The sequence below is a fragment of the Pseudarthrobacter sp. LMD1-1-1.1 genome (genome assembly GCF_040676255.1).
Lineage (GTDB): Bacteria > Actinomycetota > Actinomycetes > Actinomycetales > Micrococcaceae > Arthrobacter.
The window spans coordinates 1,073,356-1,086,449 of record NZ_JBEGHP010000001.1; the positions used below are offsets into that span (position 1 = coordinate 1,073,356).

The 13,094-nt window shown below is 67.9% G+C and carries 12 protein-coding genes; 9 read left to right on the top strand and 3 right to left on the bottom strand.

Going from position 1 to position 13,094, the window contains the following annotated elements; translation table 11 throughout:
* Positions 1–2: 2 nt before the first annotated feature.
* Positions 3–1,772, top strand: a complete 1,770-nt coding sequence (locus tag MRBLMD1_RS05130; protein WP_364397896.1) for a dynamin family protein — start codon at positions 3–5, stop codon at positions 1,770–1,772.
* On the top strand, positions 1,769–3,385 hold the full coding sequence (locus tag MRBLMD1_RS05135; protein WP_364397898.1) for a GTPase: 1,617 nt from the start codon (positions 1,769–1,771) through the stop codon (positions 3,383–3,385). The genes MRBLMD1_RS05130 and MRBLMD1_RS05135 overlap by 4 nt, the downstream gene beginning before the upstream one ends.
* A 9-nt stretch (positions 3,386–3,394) precedes the next feature.
* On the opposite strand, the gene MRBLMD1_RS05140 is transcribed toward MRBLMD1_RS05135, so the two are convergent.
* A complete protein-coding gene (locus MRBLMD1_RS05140) occupies positions 3,395–3,940 on the bottom strand; it encodes a DUF1697 domain-containing protein (protein WP_364397900.1) in 546 nt (181 codons plus the stop codon).
* Between the two features lie 43 nt (positions 3,941–3,983).
* Entirely contained in the window at positions 3,984–4,703 is a 720-nt protein-coding gene (locus MRBLMD1_RS05145) for an IclR family transcriptional regulator (RefSeq protein ID WP_009356552.1), read from the bottom strand.
* Between the two features lie 113 nt (positions 4,704–4,816).
* Between MRBLMD1_RS05145 and leuC the strand changes: the two genes are divergently transcribed.
* The 6 genes from leuC (at position 4,817) to MRBLMD1_RS05175 (ending at position 11,334) form a co-directional block, all read left to right on the top strand.
* A complete protein-coding gene (leuC, locus tag MRBLMD1_RS05150) occupies positions 4,817–6,271 on the top strand; it encodes a 3-isopropylmalate dehydratase large subunit (protein ID WP_364397903.1) in 1,455 nt (484 codons plus the stop codon).
* A 9-nt stretch (positions 6,272–6,280) separates the two neighbouring features.
* Complete coding sequence (leuD, locus tag MRBLMD1_RS05155; protein WP_364397905.1) at positions 6,281–6,883, top strand: 3-isopropylmalate dehydratase small subunit; 603 nt, start codon at positions 6,281–6,283, stop codon at positions 6,881–6,883.
* A 148-nt stretch (positions 6,884–7,031) separates the two neighbouring features.
* Positions 7,032–8,357: a UDP-N-acetylglucosamine 1-carboxyvinyltransferase gene (murA, locus tag MRBLMD1_RS05160; RefSeq protein ID WP_026265620.1), complete on the top strand. Its 1,326-nt coding sequence runs from the start codon at positions 7,032–7,034 to the stop codon at positions 8,355–8,357.
* A 9-nt stretch (positions 8,358–8,366) separates the two neighbouring features.
* Entirely contained in the window at positions 8,367–9,137 is a 771-nt protein-coding gene (locus MRBLMD1_RS05165; RefSeq protein ID WP_275181307.1) for a lysophospholipid acyltransferase family protein, read from the top strand.
* Positions 9,134–10,183, top strand: coding sequence for an NAD(P)H-dependent glycerol-3-phosphate dehydrogenase (locus MRBLMD1_RS05170; protein ID WP_364397908.1), 1,050 nt, complete (start codon positions 9,134–9,136; stop codon positions 10,181–10,183). The genes MRBLMD1_RS05165 and MRBLMD1_RS05170 overlap by 4 nt, the downstream gene beginning before the upstream one ends.
* Positions 10,184–10,185: 2 nt before the next feature.
* Complete coding sequence (locus MRBLMD1_RS05175; RefSeq protein ID WP_364397910.1) at positions 10,186–11,334, top strand: D-alanine--D-alanine ligase family protein; 1,149 nt, start codon at positions 10,186–10,188, stop codon at positions 11,332–11,334.
* Between the two features lie 128 nt (positions 11,335–11,462).
* Here the strand turns inward: MRBLMD1_RS05175 and MRBLMD1_RS05180 are convergent, their stop codons facing one another.
* Positions 11,463–11,966: a DUF3515 domain-containing protein gene (locus MRBLMD1_RS05180; protein ID WP_159631717.1), complete on the bottom strand. Its 504-nt coding sequence runs from the start codon at positions 11,964–11,966 to the stop codon at positions 11,463–11,465.
* Positions 11,967–12,035: 69 nt separating this feature from the next.
* On the opposite strand from MRBLMD1_RS05180, the gene thiL reads away from it, so the two are divergent.
* Positions 12,036–13,082 (top strand): thiamine-phosphate kinase, encoded by a 1,047-nt coding sequence (thiL, locus tag MRBLMD1_RS05185; RefSeq protein ID WP_364397912.1) that lies wholly within the window; start codon positions 12,036–12,038, stop codon positions 13,080–13,082.
* Positions 13,083–13,094 lie beyond the last annotated feature (12 nt).

A 13,094-nucleotide genomic window follows, 5' to 3' on the forward strand; every position in this document is an offset into this window, starting at 1 on the left:
CTGTGACCTCCCATGACGAGCACGGCCGCCCAGCCCAGCCGCCACCGCAAACCTTGCCGGCGGTGACGCTGCTGGAGGAAATCCGCAGTGGGCTGGACGATGTCACGCTGCCGCTGGCCCTGCCGGGTGCAGACCAGGCGCGGCGCGGCGCCGCAGCCGCAAGGGCCCAGCTGGACGACTACATCCTTCCCCGGTACCGCAGCCTGGATGCACCCCTGCTTGCCGTCGTCGGCGGTTCCACGGGCGCGGGCAAATCCACCCTCGTGAACGGACTCGTGGGGCATCCGGTAACCCGCGCGGGAGCCATCCGGCCCACCACCCGCCAGCCGATCCTGCTGCACAACCCCGCCGAAGCTGTCTGGTTTGAGGGCCAGCGCGTCCTGCCGGGGCTAAGCCGGATCCGGGGAACCCTGGCTGCCAGTCCGGCGCCCACTGGCCACGCGGGGGAGCCGGCCGCTGCCACCGATTCCCTGGTCCTGCTGGCTGATGCAGCAGTGCCCGCCGGCATTGCCCTCCTCGACGCTCCCGACGTCGACTCGATCTCGGACCAGAACCGCCTCCTGGCCGGACAGCTGCTGGCCGCCGCCGACCTCTGGGTGTTTGTCACCACCGCAAACCGGTATGCCGACGCCGTCCCCTGGAAGCTCCTCCTCGATGCCGCTTCCCGGGACATCACGGTGGCCGTGGTGCTGGACCGGGTGCCGCAGGGCGCCGAAGCGGAGGTGAGCCAGGACCTCCGTGGCCTGCTGGACCGCGAAGGCCTGGCCGGAAGCCGTCTGTTCATCATCGCCGAAACAATGCTGGATACTCACGGCATGCTGCCGGCCGGGGCCGTGGACGAGTTGCGGGAGTGGCTGGCGTCGCTGGCGTCCGATGCCGTGGGGCGGGCCGACGTGGCACGCCGAACGCTGAACGGGACGGTCTGTGCGTTGGCCCAGCGGATTGCGGACCTCGCCGATTCTGTGCGTGCACAGGAACAGGCCGCTGCCCGGCTCGAATCCGACGCCGTGGCGGCTTATGAAAATGCGGCCACCCGGATCTTGGACGCCACCCGCGACGGAGCCCTGCTGCGGGGCGAGGTTCTGGCCCGCTGGCAGGACTTCGTGGGCACCGGCGAATTCTTCCGCACGCTGGAGCAGAACGTGGGCCGGTTCAGGGACCGGATGGGGGCATTCTTCCGTGGCGAACCCGCGCCGGCCGTGCGGGTGGAAGCGGCCATCGAGACCGGCCTGCAGGCAGTCATTGTCGACGAGGCAGCCAATGCTGCCGAAGACACCGACCAGCGGTGGCGCTCGGACCCGGCCGGCCGGCAACTGCTGGCCGCGGACGACCTGTCAGGGACGGCGCCCGGGTTCGCTGACCGGGCGGCTGCGGAGATCCGGGCCTGGCAGGAAGCATTGATGGAGCTGATCCGCACCGAGGGCCAGGGCAAACGCACCCAGGCGCGCTGGCTGTCGTTCGGCATCAACGGCCTCGGTGCCGCGCTGATGATCGTGGTGTTTTCGATGACGGCGGGGCTTACGGGACTGGAGATCGGCGTGGCCGGAGGAACCGCCGTCGTGGGCCAGCGCCTGCTGGAGGCTGTGTTCGGCGAGGATGCCGTGCGCCGGATGGCGGACAAGGCGCGCGAGGACCTGGCCGTGCGCTGCCGGCAGCTGCTGATGGACGAGCAGCAGAAGTTTCTGCAGCGGCTGCCGGCGGACAACCCGGACCTGGCACAGACACTTGCAGTGCAGGCCGGAAGACTGGCGCGGCTGGCGGAGAGCGCGTGAGCCGGCACAGCGGAGCGCGGGAGTCCTCGCGGCTGGACACCCGGCTCCAGGCACTCCAGGACGCCCGCGAACTGGGGGAGGGGGTCCTGCCGGACCAGGCGCTGCAGGAAGCGTTCGACGTCCTGGAACGCGCAAGTTCCCGCCGTTCGCTGTCCGGTGACCACACAGTGGTCGGCTTCTTTGGGGCAACGGGAAGCGGCAAGTCGTCCCGCTTCAACGCCGTCAGCGGCGCGGAAATCGCGACGGCGGCCGCGCGCCGGCCCACCACATCGGAACCGTTGGCAGGGGTCTGGGGAGCGGCGGGCAGTGAAGCGCTCCTCGACTGGCTGGAGGTGGGGAACCGGCACCACGCCCAGCCCGTGGAGGGCTTCGCGGACGAACGGACCGGGCTGATCCTGCTGGACCTCCCCGACTTCGACTCCACCCACGCCGCCAACCGCGAGATCGTGCAGCGCATGGTGGGCCTGGTGGACGTCCTGGTGTGGGTGCTCGATCCGCAGAAATATGCGGATGCGGCACTCCATAACGGGTTCCTGGCGCCGCTGGCGTCCCACGGGGCCGTCACGCTGGTGGTCCTCAACCAAGTGGACCGGCTTCCCGCGCACGATGTGCAGCCGGTGCTTGACTCGCTGCACGCGATCCTTGCCGGCGAGGGGCTGGGACAGGTACGCGTACTCGCTTCATCCGCCCTGACGGGCGCAGGAATTGGGGAGGTGCGGGCAGCGATCCGGAAAGTGGCCGTGCAGCGGCAGGCCCAGTCCCGGCGGTTGGAAGCGGACATCAGCAAGGCCGCAGAGGACCTGCGGCACGCCTCCGGTGACGGCGACGCCGCAGGGATCCGTTCTGCCACCAGGACACAGCTTGCGGACGAACTGGCTGTTGCGGCGAATGTGCCTGCCGTGGTGCGGGCTGTGGGACAGTCCTACCGACTCGAGTCCGTGCGCCGCACCGGCTGGCCGGTAACCCGCTGGCTCTCCCGGTTCCGGGTTGACCCGCTGCGCCGGCTCAACCTCCGAAGCAGTTCTCCTGCCAGCCTGAACCGGACATCGCTGCCGCCGGCCGGTGCGCCGGAGCGGGCACGCACCGATGCAGCTGTCAGGGAGTTCGCGGACGCGGCCAGCGCCGGAGCACCCGGCCCATGGCGGGCCGCGATCCGGGGGGCTGCAAGGGCCGGCCGGGAGCGCCTGCCCGATGCGCTGGACCAGGCCATCGCCGGAACCGACCTGGCCGCCAACCGGAAGGCATGGTGGTGGGGTGCCTTCAACGTGGTGCAGTGGCTGGCACTGTTAATCCTGCTGGGCGGTCTGGGCTGGCTGGGCGTCCTGGCCGGGCTCGGCTACCTCCAGCTGCCGGTGCCGGAGGTGCCGCGCGTGGAGGGATGGCCGGTGCCCACCCTGATGATCGCCTTCGGATTGGTTTTGGGGATCTTCCTGGCGATCACCGGACGTTTCATTGCAGCCGCGGCTGCCCAGGCCAGGGCTGCAAGGGCACGACGACGGCTCAACAGTGCCGTTGCGGCGGCGGCTCAGGAGCTGGTCGTGGAACCAGTGGAAGCGGAAATCGGAAGGCTTGCGGCGTTCAACAAGGCACTGAGGAAGGCCGGGCAGGCCTAGGCCTGTTCGCTAGCCCGCTGCGAGGGCCCGTGCGGCGTCGCGGACCTTGATCATGGTGCGCAGGTTCCGCGTGGTGGTCGCGGCTTTGAACTTCGCCTTGGCGCTGATTTTGCTGAAGGGACTGTCCAGGGTTCCGCCTACGGGGGCAAGCCAGGCAAGCGCCTCCGGCGCCAGCCGCTGCTGGGCGTGGCCTTCCAGGGATGAGCCGGCTGCTTCCAGTTCGTCCAGGACGGCGGTGTCCGAGGAGATGGTGATGTAGGCGTGGGTGGACTTGTCGTCGTCAGGGTAAGGGCATGCTTCCACCAGGTAGCCCACCCGCCCGGCTTCCAGGACCACCACCCATGCTTCGTAGCCAAAGGCCGCTCGGAGGCACTTTTCGCATTCGCGCTTCACGGCTGCGGCGTCCAGGCTGCTGGACAGCACCACGTTGCCGCTCGCCAGCAGGGTCTTCGCGTCCTCGAAACCACAGGTCTTCAATGCGTCCCTGAGGTCCGCCATTTTGATATTGATTCCCCCCACGTTGATGCCGCGGAGGAACACTGCGTTGCTGCCCATGGCCACAGCCTAGCGGCGCGGGCGGCCGGGGGAGGGGAAGGTCCTAGTCGTTGTTCTTCCGCAGCGCCTCGGTCAGGATGCGTCCTGCATTGCAGACCACTTCGGCGTGGAGGCGTCCCGGCTGGCGGGTCAGGCGTTCGATGGGGCCCGAAATGGAGACGGCGGCGATCACCCTGCCGGACGGACCCCGCACCGGTGCCGAGACGGACGCGACCCCCGGCTCGCGTTCGCCCAGGCTCTGCCCCCAGCCCCGTCGTCGTACTCCTGCCAGGACGGTGGGCGTAAAGCGGGCCGACTGCAGGCCCTCCAGGAGCCGGTCGTGGTCTTCCCACGCCAGCAGGACCTGGGCCGCGGAACCTGCCTTCATGGACAATTGGGTGCCGACGGGGATGGTGTCGCGCAGGCCGATGGGCCGCTCGGCGGAGGCGACGCAGACGCGCCAGTCGCCCTGGCGGCGGAAGATCTGGGCGCTCTCGCCCGTTGCGTCGCGCAGTTGCATCAGGACCGGGCCGGCGGAGGCGATCAGGCGGTCCTCGCCGGCTGCCGAGGCGAGCTCAACAAGCCTGCTGCCGAGCACGAAGCGGCCCTGGATGTCGCGGCTGACGAGCCGGTGGTGCACCAGCGCCAAAGCGAGGCGGTGGACAGTGGGGCGGGCCAGGCCTGTGGCGGCTACAAGCTGCGCCAGGGTGGTGGGTCCTGCCTCGAGGGCATCGAGCACCTGGGCCGCTTTATCAATGACACCGACTCCACTAGAATTGTCCATGTAATGATATTGCCGTCTCATTATCTGAGATGCAAATCTTTCGGGTGGCGCGGCGTGGAGCCCTCCTGATTCAGTTGGACCATTCAGCCAAACAGCAGTGAAGGGAGAGGGCCATGGGAAAGACATTGGCCGAGAAAGTCTGGGACGCACACGTGGTGCGCAAAGGTGACGGCGATGGTGCCAACGCCCAGCCTGACCTTCTCTTCATCGACCTTCACCTGGTCCACGAAGTCACGTCCCCGCAGGCCTTTGAAGGCCTGCGCCTGGCCGGGCGCAAGCTGCGCCGGCCGGACCTGACCATCGCCACCGAAGACCACAACACCCCCACCCTGGATATCGACAAGCCCATTGCCGACCTCACCAGCCGCACCCAGATCCAGACCCTGCGCAACAACTGCGCGGAGTTCGGGGTCCGGCTGCACAGCCTGGGCGACGCCGAACAGGGCATCGTCCACGTCGTAGGTCCCCAGCTGGGCCTCACGCAGCCCGGCATGACGGTGGTCTGCGGCGACTCGCACACCTCCACGCACGGTGCGTTCGGCGCGCTGGCCATGGGCATCGGCACGTCCGAGGTGGAGCACGTCATGGCCACCCAGACCCTGTCCCTGAAGCCGTTCAAGACCATGGCCATCAACGTGGAGGGCACCCTGCGCCCGGGCGTTACCGCCAAGGACATTATCCTCGCCGTGATCGCAAAGATCGGCACCGGCGGCGGCCAGGGCTATGTGCTGGAATACCGCGGCTCGGCCATCCGGGCGTTGTCCATGGAAGCGCGGATGACCATCTGCAACATGTCCATCGAGGCAGGCGCCAGAGCCGGCATGGTGGCCCCCGACCAGACCACCTACGACTACATGCTGGGCCGTCCGCACGCGCCGGAAGGCGCTGACTGGGACGCCGCCGTCGAGTACTGGAACACGCTGCGGACCGACGACGACGCCACCTTCGACGTCGAGGTGGACCTGGACGCCGACACGCTGGAGCCCTTCGTCACTTGGGGCACCAACCCCGGCCAGGGCGTGTCCCTGTCCCAGGCCGTTCCGTCCCCCGAGGACTTCGGCGACGAGAACGCCAAGGCCGCCGCCGAGCGCGCCCTGCAGTACATGGGACTTGAGGCCGGCACACCGATGAAGGACATCAGGGTAGACACCGTCTTCCTCGGTTCCTGCACCAACTCCCGGATCGAGGACCTGCGCGCTGCCGCGGACATCATCCGCGGCCGCGAAAAGGACCCGCAGGTCCGCATGCTGGTGGTGCCTGGCTCGGCCCGCGTCCGACTCGAAGCCGAGGCGGAGGGCCTGGACAAGGTCTTCAAGGACTTCGGTGCCGAATGGCGCTTCGCCGGCTGCTCCATGTGCCTGGGCATGAACCCGGACCAGCTGGAGCCGGGGGAGCGGTGCGCCTCCACCTCCAACCGCAACTTCGAAGGACGGCAGGGCAAGGGCGGACGCACGCACCTGGTCTCGCCGGTGGTGGCGGCAGCCACGGCCGTGCGCGGCACGCTCAGCTCGCCGTCGGACCTTGAACCGACCCCCGAACCCGCAGCCATCCGCATCGACGCAGCCTAGGACAACACCATGGAAAAGTTCACCAAGCACACCGGCATTGGCGTCCCGCTGCGCCAGAGCAACGTCGACACCGACCAGATCATCCCCGCGGTGTACCTCAAGCGCATCACCCGGACCGGCTTCGAGGACGCCCTGTTCTCGGCGTGGCGGAAGGACTCCTCCTTCATCTTGAACCAGGAGCCGTACAACGCCGGTTCGGTCCTGGTGGCCGGCCCGGACTTCGGAACCGGTTCCTCCCGCGAGCACGCCGTCTGGGCGTTGAAGGACTACGGCTTCAAGGCCGTGCTTTCGTCCCGCTTCGCCGATATTTTCCGCGGCAACTCGGGCAAGCAGGGGCTGCTCGCCGCCCAGGTGGCCCAGGACGACATCGAGCTCATCTGGAAGGCACTCGAGAACGCCCCGGGCACCCAGGTCACGGTGGACCTCGAATCCAAGACCGTGGTGTGCGGCAACATCGTGGCGCCCTTTGAGATCGATGACTACACCCGCTGGCGGCTCCTGGAAGGCCTGGATGACATCGGGCTGACCCTGCAGCACGAAGCCGACATCACGGCCTACGAGGCCACCCGCCCGGCGTTCAAGCCCAGGACCCTGCCGGCGAAGCTTTCCTAGCCTGGGGTGCGCCATCCGGCGGCGGTTGCCCGTTCCGCCACGCCCCGCCGCCGGTGCCCCCTTATTTCGGTTCGGTAACGCGACCTCCTATGCTTGGTTGGAGCCTTTGCAAGGTTTTGGGGGCTAGTGATCGTGAGGAAACCGGTATATGAGTAGTGTTCTGACAATCCGCGGCGGTGTCCCGCTTACAGGCCGCGTCAGCGTCCGTGGGGCAAAGAACCTTGTCCCCAAGGCAATGGTGGCGGCGCTGCTGGGCAACGAACCCTCGGTGTTGCGGAACGTGCCGGAAATCAAGGACGTCGAGGTAGTCACATCCCTGCTGCAGCTGCATGGCGTGACGGTGGAGAAAGACCCCGTCAACGGTGACCTCACCCTCGATCCCAAGGCCGCCAAGACGGCGCCGAGCACCGCGATCGACGCCCACGCCGGCGACTCCCGCATTCCCATCCTGCTGTGCGGGCCGCTGATCCACGCGATCGGCGAAGCCTTTATCCCGGACCTGGGCGGCTGCAAGATCGGCGACCGGCCCATCGACTACCACCTGGACGTCCTGCGCCAGTTCGGTGCCGTGGTGGAGAAACGCCCCGGTGGCATCCACATCTCGGCGCCCAAAGGCCTTCATGGCGCCAAAATCTCCCTCCCTTACCCCTCTGTGGGGGCCACGGAGCAGGTCCTGCTGAGCGCCACCCGCGCGGAAGGCATCACGGAACTTTCCGGCGCCGCCACCGAACCGGAAATCATCGACCTCATCGCCGTGCTGCAGAAGATGGGCGCCATCATCAGCGTCCAGACTGACCGCACCATCCGCATCGAGGGCGTCCGCGACCTGGGCGGCTACAACCACCGCGCCCTTTCGGACCGCAATGAGTCGGCGTCCTGGGCGTCGGCGGCGCTGGTGACCCGCGGCGACATCTTCGTCGAGGGTGCCTCCCAGCGCGACATGATGACCTTCCTGAACACCTACCGCAAAGTGGGCGGCGGAATGGACATCGGCGAGGACGGCATCCGGTTCTACCACAAGGGCGGCAAGCTGAACCCGCTGGTCCTCGAAACGGACGTCCACCCCGGCTTCATGACCGACTGGCAGCAGCCGCTGGTGGTGGCACTCACCCAGGCCGAGGGCGTCTCGATTGTCCATGAAACGGTGTACGAGAACCGCTTCGGCTTTACGGACGCGCTCATCCGCATGGGCGCCAGCATCCAGGTGCACCGGGAGTGCCTGGGCAGCGTCCCGTGCCGCTTCGGCCAACGGAACTTCCTGCACTCCGCGGTCATTTCCGGCCCCACCCAGCTCAAGGGAACCGACATCGACGTTCCGGACCTGCGCGGCGGGTTCAGCCACCTGATCGCCGCCCTGGCGGCCACGGGAACCTCACGGGTCACCGGCATCGACATCATCAACCGCGGCTACGAGCGCTTCACCGAGAAGCTTGCCGGACTCGGTGCCGATTTCGACATCACCACCACGAAGTAGAGCGGGACTGTGAAGGAATCTGCCAAGAGCAGGGCCACATTTGTGTTCATCGCCGGCGTCGTCCGGCCCCTGATGAACCTCATGATGTCCAAAACCTGGGAAGGCACTGAGAAGCTTCCCGCAGGCGGCTTCATTGCCGCGCCCAACCACTGCACCGAAATCGACCCCCTGGTGGTGGGGCACATGCTCTACAACCAGAAGCGGGCCCCGCACTTCCTGGCCAAGGCCGGGCTCTTCAAGGTGCCCGGCCTGGGCCCGCTCCTGCGCGCCACCAAGCAGGTGCCGGTGGAGCGTTCGACGGCGGGAGCGAACCGGTCGCTGCAGGTGGCCCAGGAGATTGTGGCTGAGGGCGGCGCAATCATCATCTACCCGGAGGGCACTCTGACCCGCGACCCCGGGCTTTGGCCGATGAAGGGACACACCGGCGCGGCACGGCTTGCCCTCGAAGGGGGCATCCCGGTGGTGCCCATCGCCCACTGGGGTGCGCACGAGGTCTTCCCCAGGTACGGTAAGCGGTTCCACCTGTTCCCGCGGAAGCGTTCCCGCGTGGTGGTGGGCGATCCCGTGGACCTGAGCGCGTTCAAGGGCCGTCCCCTGGACAAGGCCACACTGAGCGAGGCCACCGAACTGATCATGGACGCCATCACGGAGCTCCTGGCGGGCCTGCGCGGTGAGCAGCCTCCCGCGGAACGCTGGGATCCGGCCAAGCAGCAGCAGGCCAAGCACGGGCGGTTCGTGGAACGCGGGCAGCAGCCGGGCGCAGGAACGGAAGCGCAGTGACCGCTGACGCAAAGCCGGGAGCGGCCCGCCCCGTGGCCGTCCTCGGTGCAGGATCATGGGGAACAACGTTCGCGAAGATCCTGGCCGACGCCGCCATCGCCACCGGTACGCCGCGCGCCATCAGGCTGTGGGGCAGGCGTGCCGAAGTGGTGGAAGAGATCAACACCAGCCACCGCAACAGCGACTACCTCAAGGACATCGTCCTGCCGGAGAGCATCACGGCGTCAACCGACGTCCGAGAGGTCCTGGCAGGGGCGGAGCTGGTGGTGGTGGCCGTTCCGGCCCAGTCGCTGCGTCCCCAGCTGCGGGAGTGGAAGGACATGATCGCCCCCGGGGCCGTCGTCGTCTCCCTCATGAAAGGCCTGGAGCTGGGAACCGACGCCCGGATGAGTGAGGTCATCAGCCAGGAACTGGGCCTGCCGCAGGAACGCATCGCGGTCGTCTCAGGACCCAACCTCGCCATGGAAATTGCCCGTGAGGAACCCACCGCGTCCGTTGTGGCCTGCACGGATTCCGCGACGGCGGGCTGGCTTGCCAGGAGCTGCACCGCCCCCTACTTCCGCCCGTACACCACTTCGGACGTCGTCGGCGTCGAAATCGGCGGCATCGTCAAGAACGTCATCGCACTTGCCGTGGGCATTTGCGAGGGCAGGCAGATGGGGGACAACACTAAGGCCTCGGTAATTACCCGCGGCCTTGCGGAAACATCCCGCCTTGCGCTGGCGCTGGGCGGCGAAGCGAAAACCATGGCCGGGCTCGCAGGGCTTGGCGACCTCGTGGCAACATGTTCCTCCGCGCTGTCCCGGAACCACACTGCCGGCCGGCTGCTGGGACAGGGCCTGACGCTGGAGGAGGTAGGCCGGAAGATGACCCAGACCGCCGAGGGCATCAAGTCCGGCCAGGCCGTCCATGAACTTGCCGGCAAGCTCGGCGTCGAAATGCCCATCACTGCCGCCGTCGTGGCGGTGCTGGCAGGCAAGCTGTCCGTTGACCAACTGGGGCCGGTTCTGCTGTCCCGGGAATTGAAACCTGAAGGCGATTACTGAACATGTCCCAAGACAAACCCACCACAGGCCAAACGGCCGCCACCAGGAAGCCGCGCGTTGCCGTGCTTTTTGGCGGCCGTTCCAGCGAGCACGCCGTGAGCTGCGTTACGGCGGCAGGTGTGCTGGGTGCCATCAACAAGGACAAGTACGAGGTCATCCCCATCGGGATCGCCAAGACCGGCCAATGGGTTCTCGCCCCCGCCGAAACGGCCCAATGGTCCCTCGCGGCATCATCGCTCCCGGAAGTTGTGCCGTCGGCGGAGACCGTCACCCTGGCCGAGATCGGCGGGGAACACCAGCTGATCGTGGCCTCGCCCAACCAGGTTCCGCAGGAACTGGGCGCCGTTGACGTGGTCTTCCCGCTGCTGCACGGCCCGTTCGGCGAGGACGGCACCATCCAGGGTCTCCTCGAGCTCTCGGATACGCGCTACGTCGGCGCCGGGGTCCTGGCATCGGCCGTCGGCATGGACAAGCACTACATGAAGGTGGTCTTCGAAGCTGCCGGGCTGCACGTGGGCCCGTATGTCGTGGTGACCGACCGGCAGTGGCGCAAGGACCCCGAAGCCGTGCGTAAGCAGGTGGACCGCCTCGGGTTCCCCGTCTTCGTCAAGCCGGCCCGTGCCGGGTCCTCGATGGGCATTTCGAAAGTCGACTCCCTCGAGGGGCTGGACGCCGCCATCGAGGAAGCCCGCCGCCACGACCTCAAGCTCGTGATCGAAGCCGGCATTGTTGGACGCGAAATCGAATGCGCGGTCCTGGAGGGCCGGGGCACGGACGCGCCTCGGACGTCGATGCCCGGCGAAATCTCCGTCGCCGGGGGCACCCACGAGTTCTACGACTTCAACGCCAAGTACGTCGAGGATGACGCCGCAGCCCTCAGCTGCCCGGCCGACATGCCTGCGGACGCCATTTCCCGGGTCCGTGAGCTGGCTGCCGCCGCCTTTGACGCAGTTGGGGCCGAGGGGCTCAGCAGGGTGGACTTCTTCTACACTCCCGAGGGCGAATTGATCATCAATGAGATCAACACCATGCCCGGCTTCACGCCCAAGAGCATGTACCCCCAGATGTGGGCGGCAACAGGATTGGGCTACGCCGACCTCATCGACGAACTGATCTACCTGGCACTGAACCGCAACACCGGACTCCGCTGATCCCCACCGGCACCCTAACCTCGCTCCGCTTCGGCCAGGGAACCCTGCCGGCGTGGGCCCACCCACCGGCACCCTAACCTCGCTCCGCTTCGGCCAGGGAACCCTGCCGGCGTGGGCCCACCGGCAGGTTACTGGCTCTTGGGCAGGTTCTGCAGATCCTCCTGGCCTACGCAGTTCCGGGACGACGGAACCTTGCCGGCCGCTGCTGCCAAGTCCGCCAGCACTGTCGCGGAGCTGATCTTGTCAGGGTCCATCAGGACCTCCGTGGCGGGTTCCCTGCCGTAGGTGGTCAGCGTCCACACCGGGTCGCCTTCCTTGATCACCCAGTCAATGCCGTTGACGGTGACGCAGCGGTCGGTCGTCGGCCCCGGAACGTTCACGCCGCAACGGAGAATGACAAGGGACGGATCGCCCCAGGCCGCGGTGGCCTGGCTGTTGGTCTTCCGCAGTTTGGAATCGCCGATGGCATCCGGCAGGGCCACCATCATGGGCGCACACGCCGGGTTGGCGGCGTCCTTGGCGGCGGTGACATCAACGGCGGGGGAGCAGGCAGCCAGTGAAAGGGCGGCAATGGCCCCAACCGCCGCGGTCCTGGCGGCGCGGGCGGACAGGGGCAGCTGGGGATGGTGCATGCTTCCAGCCTATCGCCGCCGCAGTCCCCGTCCGGACACAATGTCGGCCCGGCGCGGTAGCGTAGTGGCGTGCCTGAAGACCTCCGTAACCGCGTTGACCGCCAGCCCACCGTGGCCGGCCTTTCCGAAGCCGACCTGCTGGCCCGGATCTTTCCGCGCCTGCACATGGAGGGCGGCCACCACTCCAACACGCTCCTCGGCCCGGGGGATGATGCCGCCATCGTCGCGGCTCCGGACGGGAAGACCGTCATCAGCATCGACACGCAGGTCCAGGACCAGGATTTCCGGCTCCTGTGGCCCAACGGCTACCGCACCACCGGTTTCGACGTCGGCTGGAAGGCCGCGGCGCAGAACCTTAGCGACATCAACGCCATGGGCGCGCATGCCACGTCCATCGTGGTCAGCCTCACGCTTCCCGTTGACACGCCGGTCCGCTGGGTGGAGGACCTGGCGGAAGGGCTGACGGCCGGAATCCGGGAACTCGGGGCAGTCCACTGTTCCGTGGCGGGTGGCGACCTTGGCCGGGGCCGGGAAATTTCGGTGACCGCCGCGGTCCTGGGAACCCTTGACGGCGGGCGGCCCGTCCTCAGGTCCGGCGCACGGCCCGGAGACATACTCGCATTGGCCGGAACCGTCGGCCACGCGGCGGCGGGCCTGGCCCTGCTCGAATCGGGCGTGCCGCTGGACTCCCTCACCCCCGCAGAGCAGGCCTTTGTCGACCTGCAGTGCCGTCCGCGGCCGCCGTTGGAAGCTGGCCCGGCAGCCCGCGCTGCAGGTGCCACGGCGATGCTGGACATCTCGGACGGACTCCTGCGCGACGGGAAGCGGCTGGCCACGGCCAGCCATGTCGCGGTGGCCCTCGATCCAGCGCGTCTTACCCAGTTGGCGGACCTGCTGGGCCCCGCCGCGGCGCGGCTGGGAGCAGATGCCGCACCGTGGGTCCTGGGCGGCGGGGAGGACCACGGGCTGCTGGCCACATTCCCGGCCGGCGTTCAGCTGCCACCCGGATTCACTGCGATAGGCTCGATACATGCACTCGGCACCGACGAAGGCCCGGGTGTCCTGATAGCTGGCCGGGCCGCGGACACCGGGGGATGGGATCACTTTGCACACTAAGGTTGCCGCCAA